This window comes from Frankia sp. BMG5.60 (assembly GCF_059428125.1).
On sequence record NZ_CM182091.1, the window covers coordinates 7,234,849 to 7,255,073 of the forward strand.

17 protein-coding genes and 1 tRNA gene are annotated in these 20,225 nt (G+C 71.0%); 8 read left to right on the forward strand and 10 right to left on the reverse strand.

What is annotated here, in order from left to right; translation table 11 throughout:
• Positions 1-241 precede the first annotated feature (241 nt).
• A complete protein-coding gene (locus AC5R91_RS29670; RefSeq protein WP_495394591.1) occupies positions 242-1,045 on the reverse strand; it encodes a nuclear transport factor 2 family protein in 804 nt (267 codons plus the stop codon).
• Positions 1,046-1,165: 120 nt separating this feature from the next.
• Here AC5R91_RS29670 and AC5R91_RS29675 point away from each other — a divergent pair, with 120 nt between their 5' ends.
• From AC5R91_RS29675 to fxlM, 5 genes are all read left to right on the forward strand, one after another.
• The gene (locus AC5R91_RS29675; protein WP_495394592.1) at positions 1,166-3,370 is read left to right on the forward strand and encodes an ATP-binding protein; all 2,205 of its coding nucleotides are present in this window, start codon (positions 1,166-1,168) and stop codon (positions 3,368-3,370) included.
• 130 nt (positions 3,371-3,500) lie between these two features.
• Positions 3,501-4,775, forward strand: coding sequence for a nucleotide disphospho-sugar-binding domain-containing protein (locus tag AC5R91_RS29680; RefSeq protein WP_495394593.1), 1,275 nt, complete (start codon positions 3,501-3,503; stop codon positions 4,773-4,775).
• 375 nt (positions 4,776-5,150) lie between these two features.
• Positions 5,151-5,444 (forward strand): hypothetical protein, encoded by a 294-nt coding sequence (locus tag AC5R91_RS29685; protein WP_495394594.1) that lies wholly within the window; start codon positions 5,151-5,153, stop codon positions 5,442-5,444.
• A 659-nt stretch (positions 5,445-6,103) separates the two neighbouring features.
• Positions 6,104-7,357 carry a group II intron reverse transcriptase/maturase gene (gene ltrA / locus AC5R91_RS29690; protein WP_495392341.1) on the forward strand — a complete coding sequence of 418 codons (1,254 nt, stop codon included), beginning with the start codon at positions 6,104-6,106 and terminating at the stop codon, positions 7,355-7,357.
• Between the two features lie 114 nt (positions 7,358-7,471).
• Positions 7,472-8,635: a methyltransferase, FxLD system gene (gene fxlM, locus AC5R91_RS29695; protein WP_495394595.1), complete on the forward strand. Its 1,164-nt coding sequence runs from the start codon at positions 7,472-7,474 to the stop codon at positions 8,633-8,635.
• A gap of 126 nt (positions 8,636-8,761) precedes the next feature.
• On the opposite strand, the gene AC5R91_RS29700 is transcribed toward fxlM, so the two are convergent.
• Entirely contained in the window at positions 8,762-8,956 is a 195-nt protein-coding gene (locus tag AC5R91_RS29700) for a hypothetical protein (RefSeq protein ID WP_495394596.1), read from the reverse strand.
• Between the two features lie 562 nt (positions 8,957-9,518).
• Between AC5R91_RS29700 and AC5R91_RS29705 the strand changes: the two genes are divergently transcribed.
• The gene (locus tag AC5R91_RS29705; RefSeq protein WP_495394001.1) at positions 9,519-10,775 is read left to right on the forward strand and encodes an IS701 family transposase; all 1,257 of its coding nucleotides are present in this window, start codon (positions 9,519-9,521) and stop codon (positions 10,773-10,775) included.
• Positions 10,776-10,975: 200 nt separating this feature from the next.
• Here AC5R91_RS29705 and AC5R91_RS29710 read toward each other — a convergent pair whose 3' ends face one another.
• The 8 genes from AC5R91_RS29710 to AC5R91_RS29745 form a co-directional block, all read right to left on the reverse strand.
• Entirely contained in the window at positions 10,976-11,110 is a 135-nt protein-coding gene (locus tag AC5R91_RS29710; protein WP_495394597.1) for a hypothetical protein, read from the reverse strand.
• Positions 11,111-11,176: 66 nt separating this feature from the next.
• Entirely contained in the window at positions 11,177-12,172 is a 996-nt protein-coding gene (locus tag AC5R91_RS29715) for an STM4011 family radical SAM protein (RefSeq protein WP_495398086.1), read from the reverse strand.
• Positions 12,173-12,176: 4 nt separating this feature from the next.
• Positions 12,177-13,535 (reverse strand): STM4012 family radical SAM protein, encoded by a 1,359-nt coding sequence (locus AC5R91_RS29720; protein ID WP_495394598.1) that lies wholly within the window; start codon positions 13,533-13,535, stop codon positions 12,177-12,179.
• A complete protein-coding gene (locus AC5R91_RS29725; protein ID WP_495394599.1) occupies positions 13,532-14,353 on the reverse strand; it encodes an STM4013/SEN3800 family hydrolase in 822 nt (273 codons plus the stop codon). The genes AC5R91_RS29720 and AC5R91_RS29725 overlap by 4 nt, the downstream gene beginning before the upstream one ends.
• Positions 14,340-15,527 (reverse strand): STM4014 family protein, encoded by a 1,188-nt coding sequence (locus AC5R91_RS29730; RefSeq protein WP_495394600.1) that lies wholly within the window; start codon positions 15,525-15,527, stop codon positions 14,340-14,342. The genes AC5R91_RS29725 and AC5R91_RS29730 overlap by 14 nt, the downstream gene beginning before the upstream one ends.
• Positions 15,508-16,458: an STM4015 family protein gene (locus AC5R91_RS29735; protein WP_495394601.1), complete on the reverse strand. Its 951-nt coding sequence runs from the start codon at positions 16,456-16,458 to the stop codon at positions 15,508-15,510. The genes AC5R91_RS29730 and AC5R91_RS29735 overlap by 20 nt, the downstream gene beginning before the upstream one ends.
• A gap of 381 nt (positions 16,459-16,839) precedes the next feature.
• On the reverse strand, positions 16,840-16,995 hold the full coding sequence (locus AC5R91_RS29740) for a hypothetical protein (RefSeq protein WP_495394602.1): 156 nt from the start codon (positions 16,993-16,995) through the stop codon (positions 16,840-16,842).
• A 206-nt stretch (positions 16,996-17,201) separates the two neighbouring features.
• Positions 17,202-17,274 (reverse strand) — tRNA-Leu (locus AC5R91_RS29745).
• Between the two features lie 225 nt (positions 17,275-17,499).
• On the opposite strand from AC5R91_RS29745, the gene AC5R91_RS29750 reads away from it, so the two are divergent.
• Together AC5R91_RS29750 and AC5R91_RS29755 are read left to right on the forward strand one after the other, a co-directional pair.
• Complete coding sequence (locus tag AC5R91_RS29750) at positions 17,500-18,099, forward strand: ANTAR domain-containing response regulator (RefSeq protein ID WP_011605735.1); 600 nt, start codon at positions 17,500-17,502, stop codon at positions 18,097-18,099.
• A gap of 463 nt (positions 18,100-18,562) precedes the next feature.
• A complete protein-coding gene (locus tag AC5R91_RS29755) occupies positions 18,563-20,188 on the forward strand; it encodes a branched-chain amino acid ABC transporter substrate-binding protein (protein ID WP_495394603.1) in 1,626 nt (541 codons plus the stop codon).
• The last annotated feature ends 37 nt before the right edge of the window (positions 20,189-20,225 follow it).

Sequence of the window (20,225 nt, forward strand, 5' to 3'; positions counted from 1 at the left end):
CTGCGAAGAGCCATCTTTACGGGAGAGGGGTGGATGTCGATTGTTCGGCCGCCAGGCTTGATCAATGTGCGCCACCTCGGTCGGGAGTGTCCCGGCCGCATCCAGAACAACGCCGAACCTGCGTTCAAGTGGGGTTGGATCGAAGTCGAAGTCAACGACCGAGTCAACGCCGAGCGCCCTCCGAGTAGCGTCGTCCGGATCCGGGACAGCCCGACGCGGGATTGGCGACAGAACCCAGCGTCTACGCCACCATTGTGGCCAGTTGCCCCACCGACGCTTCGAGTTGGGTAGCGGAGACAAGCGGCAGACGCGGTACTTTTGCCGGGTGGGTGACCGCCGCCCAGTCGTAGGTGTGGGTCACCTCGGTGCGGCCGTCGTCGGTCGGGGTGAGCGTCCAGGTAAAGCGGTGACCGCCCGTGCGCTGACTCGGTCGGCCGGGCGCCCAGCCGATGACCCGGTTCTCGGTGAAGGTCACGACGTGGTTCTCGATCCGGTAGTCACCCTGCTCGTCGTTGTGCATCGCCATGACGAAGGTGTCGCCGACGGCGCCGATCGGGTCGAGGGTCTCGGCGCGGCGCAGGAAGCCGGTGGCGTCGAGCTCGGGGTGGCGGCGGGGGTCGCGGAGCACCGCGAAGATCCGGTCGGCCGGGGCGTCCAGCACCCGGGAGACGGTGGTGTGGGTCGGGCCGTTCATGGTGACCGGGTCGGGGTAGAACCGGGCCCATGCGATCCGTCCGTCGCGGGTGGTGAGCACCACTGGGCCGCGCAGCACGACCGTCGCCCCGGTCGGGGCGGTGCCCCGCATCTCCCACTCCGACCACAGTTCGTCGCCGTTCTGGGCGTGGCGCAGGATCTCGGCCTGCAGGTCCGGCAGCCCGGCCAGGATCTTCCTCCAGTTCGCGGCGACATGGTCGGAGCCGATAAACCCCTCATGCGGCTTCAGCGGCCGCTCGGCCACGTAGTCGTCCGTGAAGCAGCCGGCGATCCGCTCCGGGATGTGGGAATTGATAGCCACGCGCAACGCTTCCAGGGCCTCGGGGACCATGCCTTCGACTCCTCACTCGCCGGTTCGTCCTGTCGCTGTCCATCGTGATCATCGGGATGCGGCTCGACAACCGGACAACGCCCGGACACCGCCCCTACAGCGGCGGGCATAATCAAGATCGTGAATGATCCGTCGGGACCGGCGCGGAAGGCGCGCAGCTTCGCGGCCGTGCTGCGTGAACTGCGGGAGGCCAGGTCGCTGACCCAGCAGGAGCTGGCCGCCGCCGCGGGCCTGTCCGTCGATGCGGTCAGCGCGCTGGAACGCGGGCGGCGGACCCAGCCCCAGCCGCACACCGTGCGGTCGCTGGCCTCGGCGCTGCAGCTCCGCGACGCCGAGGCCACGGCGCTGCTGTCGACGCTGGGACGGGCGGGGAACGGGGCCCTCGAGATGCCGTCCCGCACGTTGACGTCCCACCCTCCGCCTCCGCCGGCTATCCCGGTGGTCGGGCGGGACGACGAGGTCGCCGAGATCGTCGCCGCTCTGCGTTCCGCGCCGGGCCGGCTGGTGACGCTCACCGGCCCAGGCGGGGTCGGCAAGACCACCGTCGCGCTGTTGGCGGCGCAGACGGTGGTCGCCAACCACCCGGGCGGGGCATTCTTCGCCGACCTCACCGACGTCACCGACCCCGACGACGTCCTCGCCGTCGTCGCCCTCGCGGCGGGAACCCACGCCGACACCGTGACCGGCCTCGCCGTGCACCTTGCCGGGGCGGCGGTCCTGCTCGTTCTGGACAACCTGGAGCGTGTGGCCGCCTGCGCTCCGCAGTTGGTCGAGCTGCTGTCGGCCTGTCCCGGCGCGGTGGTCCTGGCCACCAGCCGCGTTCCGCTGCGGGTGCGTCGGGAACGCGAGATCCGCATCGCCCCGCTGGACCCGGCGGCGGCCGTGCGGCTCTTCAGCGAGCGGCTGACCGCCGCTGGCGCACGATCGCCGACGACGGGCGGGCAGGACGACGATCCCGTCGCGCAGCTGTGTCGGCGGGCCGACGGGCTACCACTGGCCATCGAACTCCTGGCCGCCGCAGCCGCGCGACTCGGCCCCCAGGCACTGCTGGACCGGGTCGATCAGTTGGCGGAGCCGCCTGTGGCCGGCCCCCGGGACCTGCCGGCGCGGCAACGCACCATGGCGGCCACCATCGAGTGGAGCTGCCGGATACTCGGCCCCGCGGCTCGCCGGCTGTTCCCGCGGCTCGCCATCGTCCCGGGCAGCTTCTCCCTGGATACCGTCGACGCGATCGCTGCGCCGGACACGGCGGATGCGGTGGGCGCGCTCGCCGAGTTGATCGAGCACTCGCTGGTCGCCCGCAGCGACGCCGGACAGGTCGCGCGGTTCCGGCTGCTGGAACCGGTACGCCGGTACGCGCTCGAGACGCTCGAACCGACTGAGCGGGAGCAGGTCCAGCGGAGCGTCAGCCAGTGGGCCCTCCGTACGGCGCGCGAACTCGGTGCACGGATCCGGGGCCGCGGCGACATGACGGCGGTGGAGCAGGTCGAGGTCGATCGCGGCGTGCTGCGGCTCGGGTACGACCAGCTCGTCGACGCCCGCCGTCACGACGACGCCGCCGAGCTGCTGTGGTCGGTGTGGTTGCCGATGTGGATGAGCGGGCACACCCGCGAAGGCTTCGCCTGGACCGAACGCCTGCGTGAGGGCGACCTGAGCGAGCGAGGCCGGGCCCGCTGGTTGGTGGCGCGCGCCGGGTTCAACCGCGTCGCCGCGAACCTGTTCGCCACCGCGGAGCGGGCGATGCGGCTGGCCGAACAGGTCGACGACGCCTCCCTGGCCGCGGAGGCGGCGATCTTCGCGTCGGCGGCGGCGCTGCGCCTGGGGGACTTTGACGGTTCAGGGGCTCTGCTGGCTCAGGCCGAGGCGCACGTCACGCAGCGGCTCGACGTTGGGAACGACGTGTGGGCGGCCGTGCACGTGCCCATCGGACGGGGGGACGGCGCGCTGCTGCGCGGCGACCGGTCCGCGGCGATGCGGCATTGGCGGGCGGCCGCAGCCACGGCGCAGGAGGTGGACAGCGGGTTCTCGGTGGCCGCGGTCCTCGCGGAGTGCGCGCAGGCCGCCCGCAGCGAAGGACGTCTGGACGACGCGGCCGTAATGCTCGCCGCCGCCGACGAGCTGGGCCCCCAGCGGGACGGGCACCGGCGTCGGGCGCACCTGGCGGGCGTGGCCGCTGCCGTGGCGGCCGAACTCGGTGACGTGGCCTCGGCGCAGTGGTGGGAGGGCGTGGCGGGACCGGACGCAGCTCCATTGGACACCGATGAGCTCCGCGAGCAGTTCCGGGAGCTGGTCCGGCGCGCCGACACCGTCTCCGGGCAGGACTGAGCTCGACCGTCCGTACCGGCGGCGTCCGGTCGGTGTCTGGTGGTCTCTCGCGAGCGGGGTGGCGAGACTCGAGGTCATCGGGTCGGCCGCCCCGCAGGCCGACCTCCGTCGATCCCGAGGACGTCCTCCAATGGCAGCCGCACCCATCGTGCTCGCCGCAACCCCGCTCACCGGTCACGTCCAGCCGGTCCTGAACCTCGCCCGCCACCTCGTCGCCACCGGACGGCGAGTCACAGTCGTCAGCGGCAGCCGGTTCCGGCCGCAGGCCGAGGCGGTGGGAGCGGCGTTCGTCCCGCTGTCCGGACCGGCCGACTTCGATGACCGCCGCCTCGGTGAGCTGCAGCCGTGGCTGCACGAGCTGGCGCCGGGCCCGGCATTCCTGGAGGCCATGTTCGGCTGGTTCACCGACATGGCGCCCGCGCAAAACGCCGTGCTGCAACAGGTCCTGGCGCAGCAGCCGGACGCCGCCGTCCTCCACGAGGCCGCCTTCTACGGGACGTGGCCGCAGCTGCTGGGAGCGCCCGGGATCCGGCCGCGGCGCACCGTCGGCCTCGGGGTGTTTCCCCTGACCCTCAGCGGCGCCGAGCTGACCATGATGGGTCCCCCTCCTCCGCGCGACGGGCTCGACGTGCGGGGAGCGGCTGCGGCGTTCAACGCCGAACTCGCCGCGCAGCTGGCCAGCGCCACCGCGCGCACCCAGGAGGTCATGGCGGGGCTGGGCGCAACGGCTGCGATGCCGGTCATCAGCGACGCACAGATCCTGCTGCCCGACGTATTCGCCCAGCTCACCGTGCCGTCCTTCGAGTACCCGCGGGTCGACGCCCCGCCGACGCTGCGGCTGGTCGGGGCCCTGCCGCCCGAACCGCCCGCCGCGTGGGAACCGCCCTCGTGGTGGCCAGAGCTGTCGCAGCGCCGGGTCGTCGCGCTCACCCAGGGCACAGTGGCCAACCACGACCTGACCGACCTCGTCCAACCCACGCTCGACGCGCTGGCCGGCGACGACGTGCTCGTCGTTGCCGGACTCGGTAGGCAGGAGGTCGGCGACCTGCGCGTGCCGGCGAACGCACGGGTGGAGCCGTTCATCCCGTTCGACGCGCTCTTCCCACTAGTCGACGCCGTGGTCACCAACGGCGGCTACGGCGGTGTGCAACTCGCCCTGCACCACGGGGTGCCGCTGGTCGTGGCGGGCGCCAGCGAGGACAAGGCCGCAGTGGCAGCCCGGGTCGCGGACTTCGGCGTCGGTGTCGACCTGCGAACCGGCCGCCCAGAGGCCGCGGCGATCGGGCAGGCCGTCCGGCAGGTGCTCGACCAGCCGGCGTTCCGGCGTCGTGCACGGGACCTGAGCGCGGACTACCGGGCCGCCGACCCGGTGCACGCAATCCTCGACATCATCGACGGCACGTGACGCGTGGTGCGGGGTCTCGGGGATCCCCGGTCACCGACACGATCAGAGGGGTGGCCCGGACCAGTCACCGTCGGTGCCGGGATCGCACTGGCCTCGGTGCTCGGGCGGCTCTGGGAGGCGGGCTGGACGCCCACCGATGTCTGGGAGCACACCCGCCGCAACGTCGGTGACGAGACGAGGAGCCTGCTGGTCGACGGCATCGCCGGGTCACCGTGTTCCAGCGCAACGCACCCTACGTGCTGCCCAAGCCGGACTACGCCTACCCGCGAGCGTTACGGGCCCGCTTCGCCGCCGTTCCCGGCTTGCTGCGCGCGTCCCGCTGGCTGACCTATTGGCAGTTCGAACCGCGTTGGATCGGCTTCTCCTTGCTGCCGATTGCTCACCGCGCCCTACCGCTGGCGCTGCTCCCGCCAGCTGCACCGGCGAATCACCGACCCGGCCCTCCGTGACGCGCTGACACCTCGAGACCGCCTCGGCTGCAAGCGAATCCTGATTTCGAACGATTGCTACCCGGCGCTTGCCCGCGACAATGTCGGTGTCGTCACCGCACCGATCGATCGGGCCACGGCCGACGGGCTGGTGACCACCGCCGGGCACCTGCACGAACTGGACGTGCTGGTGATGGGCACCGGGTTCGCCGCAGGGCTGCGCGGAGATCTCTTTGTGTAGTGATCTGTTACTCTAAGTTGCAAGGTATTGTTGCGTCACGAACACGGAGAGGAGTCGGTCGGTAGGTAGCGACTACTCGATGTGATGCTGTGCAGGAGATGGAGGATTGTGGCCCTCCGGCGTCGCCCTGCGGGGGGAGATGTCAAATCACCTTGAGCTGCGTTAGTTGACGACTGTCGTGGTGAGCGTCGAGGAAAAGGCGGTGTAAGAGCCGTCAGATGGGGACCAGAAAGCCGAACGTGAGTGAACCGCTGATGACGTGTCGAGATTTAGGAAACGGCGTCGAAACCGGGGTGTCAATGCGACTCCGGGATGAGCCTGGCGGGTGCCCGTCTATTGGCCAGGTGGCGTCCGGCATGCAGGCGGCGGGATTCTGGTCTGCTGCTCCTGTACGGAACGTGAGAAGGCGCGCGTCGATACAGGGTCCACCGGGCAAAGATGACGGTGGCTCCGAGAGGGAGTGCGTCGAGCGGCGGGAACCGTGAGGCGTTGAGTACCGATGCGATGCGCGCTGGCGGACCGACTCGTAGTAGTGATGAAGCTTCTGTAATGGGAGCGGAGCGAAGGGGTCGGCTCACCTGTGGTTTGCGCACACGAGCAACCGGAGGGGCTCCCTCCGGGAGGACGAGCAACCAGAATATTCTTCTGGGAGGACACGAGTGGGCAAGTTGGATCCGGAAAGTAAACCGTTCGATATATCGAAGCGACTGGTGTGGGAGGCGTACGAGAACGTCAGGGACAACAAGGGTGCCGCCGGGGTGGACGGGTGGTCCGTCGAGGACTTCGAGAAGGATCTGAAGAACAACCTGTACCGAATTTGGAACAGGATGTCCTCGGGGACCTACTTTCCGCCTCCGGTTCGGGCGGTCGAGATACCAAAACCGCACGGCGGAGGGACAAGGATGCTAGGTGTTCCCACCGTCGCCGACAGAATCGCACAGACAGTGGTGGCCCGGCACCTGGAACCCCGTACCGAGTCGATCTTTCATGAGGACTCGTACGGGTACCGGCCAGGGCGGTCGCCGCTGATGGCGGTGGAGAAGTGCCGCCAGCGGTGCTGGGAGAAGAACTGGGTGATCGATCTTGACATCCAGAGCTTCTTCGATTCGGTTGATCATGATCTGGTGGTCAAGGCGGTGAAGGCCAACACCGATCAAAAGTGGGTGGTGTTGTATGTGGAGCGGTGGCTGAAAGCGCCGATCCGGATGCCCGATGGCAGGCTGGTGGAACGGGATCGCGGTACTCCCCAGGGATCGGCCGTGTCACCCGTGCTCGCTAATCTGTTCTTGCACTATGCGTTGGACCTGTGGATGGTCCGGGAGTATCCGGCTGTCCCGTTCGAGAGGTTCGCGGACGACGTTGTGGCGCACTGCGCGACCGAGCGGCAGGCCAGGCAGCTGCTGGGGGAACTGACCGAAAGGTTGGCCAGTGTCGGGCTGCGAGTGCATCCCGACAAGACGCGAATAGTGTACTGCAAGGATCGGAAACGGCGTCAGAACCATGAACAGACGTCGTTCACGTTCCTGGGCTATACGTTCCGCCCCCGGAAGGCCCCGACGAAGGACGGCGGGAGCATGTTCACCGCGTTCCTGCCGGCGATGAGCGGGGAGGCCCTGAAAGACAAGGGCCGTACTGTCAGGCGCTGGCGGCTGCACCTGCGTACCACCTCGGACATCGGGGAAATCGCCGTGTGGATGAACCCTGTCATCCGTGGCTGGATGAACTACTACGGCAGATTCTACCGGACCGAGATGTATGTTCTTCTGCGACGCATCAACACCTACCTGGTGCGGTGGGCGCGGCGGAAGTTCCAACGGTTGAGGGCGTTCAAGCGCGCCAAGCGATGGTGGAACGGGCTCCTGCGAAGGCAGCCCCGGCTGTTCGCCCATTGGGCGTGGATGCCCGATTTCTGACGGATCAGGTGAGAAGAGCGGAGTGACGAGAGATCGTCATGCTCCGTTCTGTGGGAGCCCGGGGGTGAGATCCCCCCGGGCCACCCGGCGAGTGCCCGGTCTAGGACGGCCGAGGTGGAGGCTGCGTTCCGGGCGGTGCCGCGGCACCTGTTCGCGCCCGAGGTGTCGTTGGAGGCGGCGTACGCCGACACTGTCGTGCGGACGAAGTTCGACGCGGACGGGACGGCGACCAGTTCGGTGTCCGCGCCGTGGTTGCAGGCGACGATGATCGAGCAGGCACGCCTGGCGGCCGGGATGCGTTGCCTGGAGCTGGGCTCGGGTGGCTACAACGCGGCTCTTCTCGCCGAGCTGGTCGGTCCGGCGGGCGAGGTGACCACGGTCGACATCGACCCGGACATCACCGACCAAGCCGCCCGCCTCCTCGCCGCGACGGGCTACGACCAGGTCCGGGTCCTGACCCGCGACGGATGGTACGGCGCGGCCGAGCATGCCCCGTTCGACGCGATTATCGTCTCCGCGCAGGCCGTGGACATCCCGTCGGCGTGGGTCGACCAGCTGGTCGACGGCGGCCGGCTCGTCGTCCCGCTACGGCTGCGCGGCCTCGGCCGCGGCGTCGCGTTCGAGCGGCACGGCACCCGGCTCGTCAGCCGCGAGACGCAGATGTGCGGCTTCGTCCGCATGCAGGGCGCCGGCGCGAACCCGATGCAACGCCTTGCACTGCGCGGCGACGAGATCGCCCTGCGGTTCGACGGCAACTACCCGACGAAGCCCGAGCTGTTCGACGGCATCCTCGACGGCCCACGCATCGACACCTGGACCGGCGTGCGCCTCCCGCCGATGACCCCGTTCGACACGCTCAAACTCTGGCTCGCGACCGTGTTCGACGGCTACTGCCAGCTCGACGTCGCGAAGGACGCGGCGACGGAGCCCCTCGCACCCGCGGGCCGCCCTCTCGGCGACGCGGTCGTCGACGGTGCGAGCGTCGCCTACCTGACCTGCCCGAAGATCGCCGAATCGCTGTATGAGTTCCGCGTCCATGCCTTCGGCCCTGATGCCGCCGCCGTCGCCGACGATCTTGCCGACCAGGTCCGCATCTGGGAACGCGACCACCGCGACGGCCCCGACCCCCGCATCACCGCCCACCCCCTCGGAACCCCTGACCGCGCCCTGCCACCGGGCCGGACCCTCGACCGACCGCATGCCCGCATCACCATCACCTGGCCACACCCTGACGACCCGGACGCGACCCACCACGGCTCCCGCCCAGCGCCCAGCTAGCACTCGGTGCGGGGCCGATCGCGACCAAGAAGGACAATTGGTCGAGGGCCGTCGTGGCCCGCCGGCCTCGCTGTACTGCTCGCGGGCCGCGCGGAGGAATGGTGCCCGCTCACCGATAGAGGATGCCTAGTCCCGTGGGGAGGAGGTGCGGATGACGGCGAGGATGTCGAGTCGGCGAATGGTGTCGGCGACGAGATCCTCCAGGTCTCCCTGCCGGGGCCATTGCTGCCGGGGAAGGCCGTCCACGAACAGCACAGGCCACACCCGACGATCTTGTTGGGCGAAATCGTTCGCGATCAGTTGCGGCAGCAGGAGGAGCATCTGCTCTGGTCACAGGGGGAGGGTTCAGCGCCAAGGGCGCCATCGCCAGCGGCGGGGTGAGTAGCGTCCATGTGTCGCCGTGGTCCTGCGTGCCGGTGAGCTGGCGGGCGAGGTCGGCCAGCTGGTTCATGGCGCGCAGACGGTCCACGGTCCGTCCCAGGTCGGTCTCGCGGAGGATGATGTCGAGCAGCCGGGATGGTGAACGTCCCGGCGGATCGTCGCGGATGCGTAGAGCCCAGTAGGCGAGCAGACCCGCATCGGTCGAGGGCAGCCGGGCGCTGCGAGGGGCCGCGCCCAGGGCAACCCGCAGGCGTAGGAGATACCGCAGGGGGTCACGCAGCGCTACGCCCCGTACGGGTAGCACTGGCCGTCGAGGCGTGGCGGTGTGGAAATACTCCTCGACGTGGTCGCGCAGGTCGGGGGCATCCCCGTCGCCGTGGACGACGAGGACGCTGCGGCGTGGCGCGGTGGCGTTTTCGCACCACTGCTGGTAGTAGGACTTTGTTAGGTCTTTGATCGTCTGGTTTGGCTGTTGGGATCTTCGCCTGGTTCGCTGCCTGCTGTGACGCCGGAGGAGATGGAGCAGGTGCGTCCGGTCGTGGAGGAGTTCGCGGCCCGGATGTTCGCGGACCTGCCGCGTAAGGACCAGCGGGCCAAGGGCGAGGCGTATCTGCGTGGGCTGATGCTGGACGGGAAGCGCAAGAGCCTGGTCCCGATGGCCGAGCGCCTCGGGGTGGATCATCAGGGGTTGCAGCAGTTCCTGCGGAACTCGACCTGGGAGCATGGTGAGGTCCGTGCCCGGCTGGCGGGCTGGGCGGTGGACTTCGTGGCCCCGCAGGCGCTGGTCGTCGACGACACCGGTTTCCCGAAGGACGGGCCCGCCTCGCCCGGAGTGGCCCGGATGTACTCCGGGACGTTGGGCAAGGTCGGGAACTGCCAGATCGGGGTGTCCGTGCACGCGGTCACCGACTGGGCGTCGGCGGCGCTGGACTGGCGACTGTTCCTGCCGGCCAGCTGGGACGACACATGCTGCGATGATCCGACCGAGGCCGCGGCGGTCCGCGCTCGCCGGACCCGGGCCGGGATCCCCGCCGACGTCCGGCACCGAGAGAAGTGGCGCCTGGCGTTGGACATGCTCGACGAGTTGGCCGGCTGGGGCGTGCCCGCCCGGCCGGTCGTCGCTGATGCCGGGTACGGCGACGCCGCGCAGTTCCGCCAAGCCCTGACCGACCGGCACCTGGTCTACGTGCTCGGGGTGACCCCCACCGCCACCGCGCACCCGGCCTCGGCCGCACCGGTGACCCCGCCGTACTCCGGGACCGGACGCCGCCCGGTCCCGGCCTACCCGGACCCGCCGTCCACCCTGAAGGACCTCGCCCTGGCCGCCGGCCGGGCCGCGCTGCGCACCGTGACCTGGCGGCACGGCACCCACCACAGCGCGAACAACCCGACCGCGGCGATGCGGTCGCGGTTCCTGGCCCTGCGGGTCCGCCCCGCCGGCCGGTCGGTCACCCGCGCCGACGACCGCAGCCTGCCCGAATGCTGGCTGCTGGCCGAATGGCCCCCCGGCAAGACCGAACCCACCGACTACTGGCTCTCGACCCTGCCCGCCGACATCCCCCTGCGCCAACTGGTACGCCTCGCGAAGATCCGCTGGCGGATCGAACACGACTACCGCGAACTCAAGGACGGCCTCGGCCTCGACCACCACGAAGGACGTTCCTTCCTCGGCTGGCACCGCCACGTCACCCTCGTCTCCGTCGCCCAAGCCCTGTGCACCCAGCTACGCCGCACCCCAAAAGCCCCTGCGCCGGCCTGACCCTCTACGGAGTCCTCCGTAGCCTCCAGACCCTGCTCAACGTCTGGACCGGCGCCTGCCGCACCTGCCACCGCCCCTACGACCCGTCACAGGGCAAATCGCCACAACTCCTCGGAGTCACCTAACAAAGTCCTAGTAGCTCGCCGTGAAATCGGTGAGCGCAGCCTGCACGTCCCTGATCTTCCCCTTTCGTGCAGAACCTACTCAATCACCATCCGGCCGGTCAGCTTGGCGGAACTTGTCACGGCGTCGCCGTGCGGCCGAGGGCTGCGGACCGACCCGTCGGACTGAAACAGGTCGAGGATGTTGTACGTCGCGAACCGAACCTGAGCCATGTCATGATCCCCTTCCCGTGTGCAGATCGCCGATTCGGGACCGCGGCGAGTCGGCTTCGGCGCCAGCTAGTTTTCCTTCCTCGCGCCGGTCGGCCGGAGCGACGCGGGATCGATGCGGCAGATCGAGGGGCCATCCGACCGAACGGTCGGGTGGCCCTCCGGCGTTGTATCGCCCGCCCGGCGGGCGCGGGTGCGCGGTGGTGGGACGCTCGCCACGTCGGCGGGGATCCGTTCCAGGACACCGCCCGCGAAGACGTCGTACAACGGCAGGGTCTCCAGGTGGACATATCCGATGTGGCAGTCGCAGACGGCCACCGGGCAGGGACGTGGACCCAGGGCGGCGCGATAGGAGCCGTCGTAGAGATTGCCGATCTCGGTACGGACGACGTGGCAGCGACGGACGGTGCCGTCACCGTCCACCGAGATGACCGATTCACCGGTACGGCACGGCATCCCCGCGCTGGGGTGGGGATGCCGGCTGTAGGGGAAAAGCGGGTCGAGCGCCGTCCAGCAGGCCGCCTCCGCGTCGCTGTAGGCATGTCCCTCGGCGGCGTTCACCCACAGGTAGATGTGGTCGGGCAGGTCGGCGCGCAGGCGGCGGGCGGCCGACAGGTGGCCGGGCAGGCCGACGACCCCGACGCTGTAGCGGGCACCACGGGCGGCCAATTCCCGGCAGCTGGCCAAAAAGCGGTCGTATGGGACCTGGCTCGGGTGGTACGTGCACCACAGGGCGAGGGTGTCGAGGTCCGCGTCGGCCAGCCAGTCGGCGCGGCTGCTGAGATTGGTCTGGATCGCGACTCGGCGGACATGCGGCAACCGGCTCAGCTCGGCCAGCGTGCGGCGGTACCAGGACCTGACCAGTCCCTCACCCCAGGGCGTGAACAGGACCGAGAGCCGGTCGCCGGTCTGCTGCCGGGCCCACTGCGCGAAGCGTTCCAACGCGAGCCGGTCGGCGATCAGCTGTTCGCGGGTGTCCCGGCGCTTGGCGAACGGGCAGTAGGGGCAGTCGAAGTCGCAGGAGGCGAGCGGGCCCCGGTACAGGATTGTCAGTTCGATGGTGATCTCCTCATCGGGCGCCGTACGCGCTCATCGCGGCCCGCACGGCCGGGGAGAACAGTTCGGGGCCGAGCGCGTCGGAGTGGGCCAGACCTTCCGGGGACAGCCGCAGCCGCCCCGCACCGGCGGACCTGTCCAGCCAGCCGCGGGCGTCGAAGTGTTCCAGCTCGGGGGCGAAGTCAACCTCGGGACGGGCGCCGAAGCGGGCCAGGTAACCCTCGACCGCCATGCCCTCGGCCTGCAACAGCGACTGCAGCAGATGGCGGCGGCGGGCCTCGTCGGCGTTGATGCGCCGGCCGAACTCGGCGTGGGCGAAGTCCTGCGCATCGCGGCTGGCGTAGTCGTCGATGATCGAGCGGACCTCCCGCAGGCCGACGGCGTAGTCGAAGCTGTAGTGCAGGGTCGAGGTGTATGAGCGGGCCCCGCACCCGAGGCCGATCATGCCGTCGGTCTGGCACGCGTGGTCCGCGCCGCCGACCACGGGAGCGTCGGCGCGCCGGAACATGCGCATGGACATCTGCTCATAGCCGTTCTCCAGCAGCCGGTCCCGGCCGTGGCGGTACAGGCGCAGCCGCTGCCGGTCCCAGTCCGCCCGCGTCGCCATCGGGTCGAGCCGGCCGAGACCGGTGAGGGGACGGACGTACAGCGGGTAGAGGTACAGCTCCTCGGGTCTCCAGGCCAGCGCCGCGTCCAAAGAGTGCTGCCAGGAACGCTCGGTCTGACCATCGATGCCATAGATCAGATCGATGTTGAGGATGGGGATGCGGGACTGGCGGATGCGGGACAGCGCGGCCTCCACATCGGCGCGGCGTTGCGGCCGCACCGCCGCCCGCGCCTCGGCCGCCACGAAGCTCTGAACTCCAAGGCTGAGCCGGGTCGTTCCGCGCGCGGCGAGGACCGCCAGCCGCTCGGCGGTGGCCGTCGACGGTGAGGCCTCGACGGACAGCGGGATCGCGGCGAGGTCCGCGCCCAGGTGGCGCTCGGCGATGTCGCAGAGACGTTCCAGCTCGGCCGCGTCGAGGAAGGTCGGGGTGCCGCCGCCGAAGGCCGCCGTGGCACAGTGCCACCCCCCGCTCTCGCCGAGCGCCGCGCGGACTGCGCCGGCCTGCCGTTCCAGCGCGTCGAGATAGGCGGTGACCAGCCCGTCGGGGGCACCGATCCGGGTGAAGAGATTACAGAAGCCGCAGCGCACCTCGCAGAACGGAATATGCAGGTACAGCGCCAGGGCACTCTTCGCCTCGGCCGCCCACAGATCGCGCAGGGCGGGACGCGGACGCAGCCTGCGGTAGGCGGTCTTGTGCGGATAGGCGTACACGTAGCTCTGGTAGGGGCTCAGGGACGCGGCGGCGGCGGTGCCGGCAACGGTCATCGGGCTGCCGCCAGGGGAAAGTGGGCATACGGCACGGTCCAGACGGCCTCATGGCCGATCCGGTGGCCGGTATAGCCGTCCTCGCCGTACGCGGTGCCATGGTCGGAGCAGACGATGGCGAAGCACCGGCCGCGGCTGCTGGCGGCCGCGAACAGGCGGCCGATATGCCGGTCCACATACTCCAGCGCGGCCGCGTGGGTGGCGCGCGAATCGCCGTCCTCGCGGGAGGCGCCCGGCAGGTGGAACCAGTTGGGCTGGTGCAGCGCGGAGACGTTGACGAACAGGAACAGCCGACGGTCGGACGGAAGGTCCGCCACCACCAGCTCAGCCCGTCGCACCTGGGCCTCGAAGGAGGTCGGAGAGCGCACCCCGAACTCCGGTTCCCAGTAGCTGTCCTGGAACAGGCCCGGCAGCACGGAACCGAGCGGCCCCTGCCGGTTGAAGAAACCGACGCCACCGACGCACACCGTCCAGTACCCGACCGCGGCCAGTCCTGTCACCAGGTCGGGGGCATCGAAGATCCAGGTGCCGTCGGCGGTGGTCTCGCTGCCCGCGAACCGGGCGGCGAACAGCCGGGGATGGTGACCGGGGACGGCCGGCGTGGGCAGGAAACCGGCGAAGATCGCCTGATGGGAGGCGTAGGTGAAGCTGGCCGGCGCGTGCCGTTCCTCCCAGGCTCCGCCGGGAAGATGGCGGGCGAGGTTCGGCAGGCGGCCGGCCGCGGTCAGCTCCGCGGCGACGTCGTACCGCAGCGTGTCGAGGGTGACGAGCAGCAGATCATGGCTGCCGACGACGCCGTTCATGTCAGGCGGCACCACGGTGCGCCTCCTCCCGCCGCAGGACGGCGGCGACCTGCGCGGAGTAGGTGTCCAGGCGCTCGGCGCCGCCGCCCGCGAGTCCGCTTAGCCGCGGCAGCAGGTCACCGAAGGCGTTGACCTCGCCGAGGGCGAACCGGCGCCATCCGATCGCCGGCAGCACGTCCACGCCGACGCACAGGGTGCGCGGAAAGCACGCCGCCGCCCGCTCGGCGATGGACAGCGCATCGACCCAGCGCCCGCCGGCGCCGTCGACGGCGGCCCGCAGCCGCCCGAGGTCGCCCCGGGCACCGCCAAGATGGAGGTTGGTCATGGGGTGGCGGCTGGTCCGGGCAACCGCGTGGGTGACTCTCCCGGCGACCACGACCATGCGCAGGTCGCACGGCCTGCCGTCCAGGGCGGCCTTGGGCAGCCAGCGCTCGACATGCAGGCCGTCCGGGGCCAACGCGTCGATGAGCGCCGCCACCTCGGGCTCGGTGTCGTACTGGCGGACCCGCAACGAGTTGAACAGCCGTCCGTCGGGGGTGATCTCCACGGAGGTTGTCGCCCTGACCCGGCCCGCCCCGCCCAGCGACAGCGCCACCACGCCGGAGGCCGACGAGCCGTGCGCGGGTTTCACGAAGGCCCGTGGCATCCGAGCGGCCCCCAGCCGCTCCCGGAGGTCGTCCCAGCCGCCCAGTGGGCCGGCGCAGGCACGATCACGCGTCGGCCCTCCGCCGGCCGTCTCCCGCCCCCGGCTCGCCGCCGGGGCGGGAAGGGCCTCGGGCACCGGGATCCCGGCCGTGCTCAGCCGAGCGTGGCAACGCCGCTTGTCGAACATCACCGCGATGTCCTCGGGGTCGGCCAGCAGTTCGGCTCCGGCGGCCGTGGCGGCGCGCGCCACCGCACCCACCGCCGCGGTGAAGCTCCGGTACCACCGGGCCGTGCCCTCGACCCGGGTCGGATGGTCAGCGCCGCGCAACAGCCGGTCGACCTCGGCGTCCTCGCCCGGGGAGTCGATCCGCACCACCTCGCCGGGCTCGAACGCGTACCGGCCGCTCAGCACCTCCCGCCAGGCAAGCGTCCGCGGCTGCGGGAGCCCGGCGCCGCGGACGGCAGCGGCGAACATCGTCACCCGGCGGTTGCCCGGATTGCCGACCGTGACGAAACGGACGGGGCTACTCGGAGATGGCGACATAACGCCGGTTCTCCTCCTCCGGCGCCTCCGGCTCGGAGAGGTCGACCTCCACCCCGGCGGACCCCAGGGTGGCCTGGACGCGCTGCGCCACCGCGTCGCTGATGAAGTGATGGTGCAGGTCCAGCCGGCCGAGATGGGTCAGCGGCTGGCCATCGAGCAGGGCCGTCGCGCCGTCGTCGGAGAGGGCACCGAGCGACAGGTCCAGCGAGGTCAACCGGGCGACCACCGGGGCGGCGGCGACCGCGGCGGCGATCTCGTCCTGAAGCTCGCTGTTGCGCAGGGCAAGGTCGCGCAGGGCCGGGAGGCGGCTCCCGGCCAGGATCGGCTCGAGATCGCCGACGGTGGCGTCGCCTCCGTAGTCGTCCACGCCGAGCCACAGCTCGAGGTGTTCCAGCGCGGGCAGGTCGCTGGCGGCGACCCCGCGCACCACCTCCCCGGGCAGACCACCCGACTCGATGACGAGGCGGCGCAGGCTCTCGTGGCGCACGGCGGGGAACCGAAGCGCCGTGCCACCCCGGATGCCCAGCTCACGCAGCGCCGGGTAGGCCGTCAGCACCGGCGTCACGTCTGACTGCTGGATCCAGGAGATCTCCGCCTCCTCCACCACCAGATCGCCGAGGAACACGGCCCGCACCCCGGTCAGCCGGTCCCGCGCGGCGACCAGCGACTCCACGACCTCCTCGGAGCCGCTGTCATACACCTGTCCCCACTGACCGATGACCAGAGCCCGGATCCCGGCGGGCTCCACCGCGCCGAGGAACCTGTCCCACAGGTCAGGGAAGCTCTCGTCATGGCGATTGTCGAAGGGGTCGACGGCCAGCCTCCAGGCCACCGCGTCAGGCGCGGGCAACGCGGTCAGGGCTTCGCCGCGATCGGGGAAGTCGAAGACCGGCAGGCTGTGAAACTCTGCCAGATGCTCGTAGAAAAACATATCTCGAGGTCTCCTGAACACGGCCGAGGGTGATCGAGCGAGTCAGGTTTTTCTACCGCCCGGCACCGACAGTTTCGGGCGGCGGGCCGCTTCCGGGCCGATTCAGGACCATCGGCTCCTATGCGGACAGCCCCAGCGCGGCCATCCGCCGGCCGTGGGCGGCCATGATCCGATTGAAGATCCCGGCCAGCGCGTCGAATCGGCCCGGAGCGCATCGCCCTGCTCGCCGCCGACCTGGCCGACAGCACCAGCCGGGCCACGCACGAACGGGACGCACGGCGACAGACACTGCGCCGCACGCTGGGCGACATCGAACGCCGCAAGGCCAACCTGCTGCGCCAGGCCGCCGACGGCGACCCAGACGACCCGTTCACCAAAGGTCTACGCGCCACCTACAACCAGCTCGACGACCAGCACCGCACCACCGGCACCGAACTCGACGCGCTGGACGCCGCCGCGGACACCGACGGCGCCACGAACGGACCGGACGCCAGGCGCCTGCTCGAAGCCCTGCCGCAGCTGAGCCTCACCTTGCACGACGCTCCTGATGCCCTGCAACGGACCCTCTACGACGTCACACAACTGGCCATCCAGGTCGACCATGACCAGAAAGAGATCACGATGAAGATCAAAATTCCGGAAGACCGGATCGACGCGGTCGCCGGTGCCGCGACCCGCGTCCCGTCGGGCGCTACATCACAGGACGCATCCGTGCAACTGCCTCGGAGTGAGGATTATGTACGTACCCCGGGTGGGATTCGAACCCACACTGTCGGTGGTTTGAGCACCGTCTCTCTGCCGTTGGAGTACCGGGGCCGGCGGGTGGAGCGTGGTCGGGCGGGTGGGACCGCTGCGGAGGCGACCGGGCGGACCTGGGCGGAGAGATCGGTGATCGATCCGGTCCGGAACGTCTCGTCCACGACTCTATCCGGGTAGGGTGCGTTTCGACCTCCCGCCCTCCTCTGCTCGGGCAGGATGTCAACCTGACTCCCCTGCCCTGTCACACTAGGGTCACACCTCCGAGACCAGGAGTACGACTCGATGAGCCAACCCTCCTCGAACCCGCGCCGGGTTCTGATCGCCGAGGACGAAGCGCTGATCCGGCTCGACCTCAGGGAGATGCTGCAAGAGGAGGGCTACGAGGTCGTCGGGGAGGCCGGCGATGGCGAGATGGCCGTCAACCTCGCCGGCAAGCTCCGGCCCGACCTGTGCATCCTCGACGTGAAGATGCCCAGGATGGACGGGATCGAGGCCGGCGCGAAGATCGCCAAGGACCGCATCGCCCCCGTGGTCATCCTCACCGCGTTCAGCCAGCGGGAGCTGGTCGAGCGGGCCCGCGAGGCCGGCGCCATGGCCTACGTCGTCAAGCCGTTCCAGAAGAAGGACCTGCTGCCCACGATCGAGATGGCGATGAGCCGGTTCACAGAGATCGTGAGCCTCGAGGCTGAGGTCGAGGACCTGCAGGGCCGGCTCGAGGCCAGGAAGATCATCGAGCGGGCGAAGGGTGTGCTCCAGACCGAGCACAGCATGACCGAGCCCGACGCCTTCCGCTGGATCCAGCGGACGTCGATGAACCAGCGTCGGACGATGCGTGCCGTCGCCGAGGCCGTGCTGTCGGGCGAGGCGCTGCCCGGCTCGTGACGTCCCCGTTCGTGCCGCCCCCGGCAACCCCGTCCGTGCCGTCCCCGGCAACGCGCGGGCCGGGGGCCGGGTGAGCGACGCCTCGCCGCCGGGATCAGCGTCGATCCCCGGTCCCGAGGACGCGCCGCAGCCGTCCCCCCGAGCACCGGAACCCGTTTTGGCGGACGTCCCCGCGCCCGCGCCCGGATCGACCGAGGCCGCCACTTCCTCCCCAGGCGCCGAGGCCTCAGGCCCAAGCGCCGAGGCCTCGGGCCCAGGCACAGGGGCCTCAGGCCCAGACGCGGAGGCCCCCGCGCCCGCTCGAGCGACGCCGGGGTCCGCGCGACCGTGGCGGGCCCGAGCGGGTCATGCGCGGGCGGCCCTCGCGGCGGTCGCCGGCCGGATCGGGCGGTGGACCCGGGCGCGGTGGCGCACCTGGCGGGGTCGGGCGATCCTCGCCGCGATCATCGCTCTGATCCTGGCCGTGCCGTCGGCGCTGGGGCTCATCCTGGCCACCGTCCTCGACGGCGACGGCGGCGGCGACGTCCCCGTGACTCGGGTGGCCACCCTCGGCGTCATGGCACCGCTGTCGGGTGATCTGTCCGCCGATGGAACGAGCGTGCGCAACGCCGTCGCGCTCGCCGTCGAGGAGGCCAACGAGTCGGGGGCGATCCCGGGCTGGCGCCTGGAGCTGTCCACCCGCGACGACCTGTCCCGTCCGGACGGGGGAGCCCAGGCCGCCGACGCCTTCACCGCCAACGACCGCCTGATCGGCGTCGTCGGGCCCTTGAGCTCGCTCGTGGCCAGGGTCGCCCTGCCCACGCTGAGCGCCGAGGGCATCCCGGTCGTCTCCCCGTCCAACGCCGATCCCACCCTCACCGGCGCCGGCACCGACCCGCGCACCCGCCCCTACCCGACCTACTTCCGGCTCGCCGGCACCGACGAGCTGCAGGCGCGGGTGGCCGCCGAGTACGCGGTGCGGACGCTCGGCCGCCGACGCATCGCCGTCGTCGACGGGGAACCCCGCTACGGCACGACGCTCGGCGGCCGGTTCGCGGTGCGCGCCGCCGCGTTGGGGGCAACGGTCACGTCGGTCTACCAGGTCCAGGGGGACGACCCCGACGGGTCCGAGCTGGACGCGACCGCGGAGGCGATCGAGCAGGAGGCCCCCGACCTGGTCTACCTCGCCACCGGTGCGGCATTCGCCGGGAAGCTGCGCACCCGGCTCGCCGAGGCGGGTGGGTCGATCCAGGTCATGGGTTCGGACGCGCTGCTGCAACGCCGCTACACCGACGACGCGAAGTCGGCCGCGGACGGGGACCTGATCACCAGCCTGCTGGTCCCGCCGACGAGGCTGCCGGCCGCCGGTGCATTCGTCGCCGACTACTCCCGGCGGTTCGGCGGTCCGGCGGACGACGACGGCAGCACGACCCCGAGCGGCGCCGACAGCACCGACGGGTCCGACGGGTCCGACGGGTCCGACGCCAGTAAGCGGAATCGCGACGACGCCACCCCGACGGCCGCCACCCGCGTTCCGGCCGCGACGCCTACTCCGGCTGGCTCCCGCGCCCCGACCGACCCGCGTACACGGACCGAGACTCCCGCGCCGGCGCGCGTGCCCGCGTCCGCCCACGCGTCCGCGTCCGCCCACGCGTCCGCCCACGCGTCCGCGTCCGCCGAAGCGGCCGCGGTCGCGCCGACGGGTGGCCAGCCGACATCGCCGCCGCGCGAGAGCCGGCAACCGGACGCGCGGGAGGCGGCCGGGAGCGGCTCCGGCAGCGGCGACAGGGCTGCGGCGCAGCGCCGGCAGGTGGCCCACGACGCCGCCGTCGAGCTCGCCCAACGTCGCGCCGAGGCCATTCCCGCGGTGGCCGCCTACGCCTACGACGCGGCGCGGACGATCATCCGGGCGGCGGCGACGGTGCTGCCCGGCCGTCCGGCCGTCGACGCGGCTGCCCGACACGACATCGTGGCCGCGATCGGCCGCGACTCGTTCGCCGGCGTCACGGGCTCCGTCGGCTTCGATCGCTGGGGGGACACGCGCACGCCGCGGGTCGCCCTCTACACCGTGCTCGGGGGCCGGCTCGTCGCCCTGACGACCTGGACCTGACCCGCCGGTCGGTTCCGCGGCGCTGCGGGTCGGACCC

Coding starts and splice junctions, on each gene's coding strand:
- AC5R91_RS29670 (WP_495394591.1), bottom strand. CDS start 1,045: ATGGTCCCCGAGGCCCTGGAAGCGTTGCGCGTGGCTATCAATTCCCAC.
- AC5R91_RS29680 (WP_495394593.1), top strand. CDS start 3,501: ATGGCAGCCGCACCCATCGTGCTCGCCGCAACCCCGCTCACCGGTCAC.
- AC5R91_RS29700 (WP_495394596.1), bottom strand. CDS start 8,956: ATGCTCCTCCTGCTGCCGCAACTGATCGCGAACGATTTCGCCCAACAA.
- AC5R91_RS29710 (WP_495394597.1), bottom strand. CDS start 11,110: ATGGCTCAGGTTCGGTTCGCGACGTACAACATCCTCGACCTGTTTCAG.
- AC5R91_RS29720 (WP_495394598.1), bottom strand. CDS start 13,535: ATGACCGTTGCCGGCACCGCCGCCGCCGCGTCCCTGAGCCCCTACCAG.
- AC5R91_RS29730 (WP_495394600.1), bottom strand. CDS start 15,527: ATGTCGCCATCTCCGAGTAGCCCCGTCCGTTTCGTCACGGTCGGCAAT.
- AC5R91_RS29735 (WP_495394601.1), bottom strand. CDS start 16,458: ATGTTTTTCTACGAGCATCTGGCAGAGTTTCACAGCCTGCCGGTCTTC.
- AC5R91_RS29750 (WP_011605735.1), top strand. CDS start 17,500: ATGAGCCAACCCTCCTCGAACCCGCGCCGGGTTCTGATCGCCGAGGAC.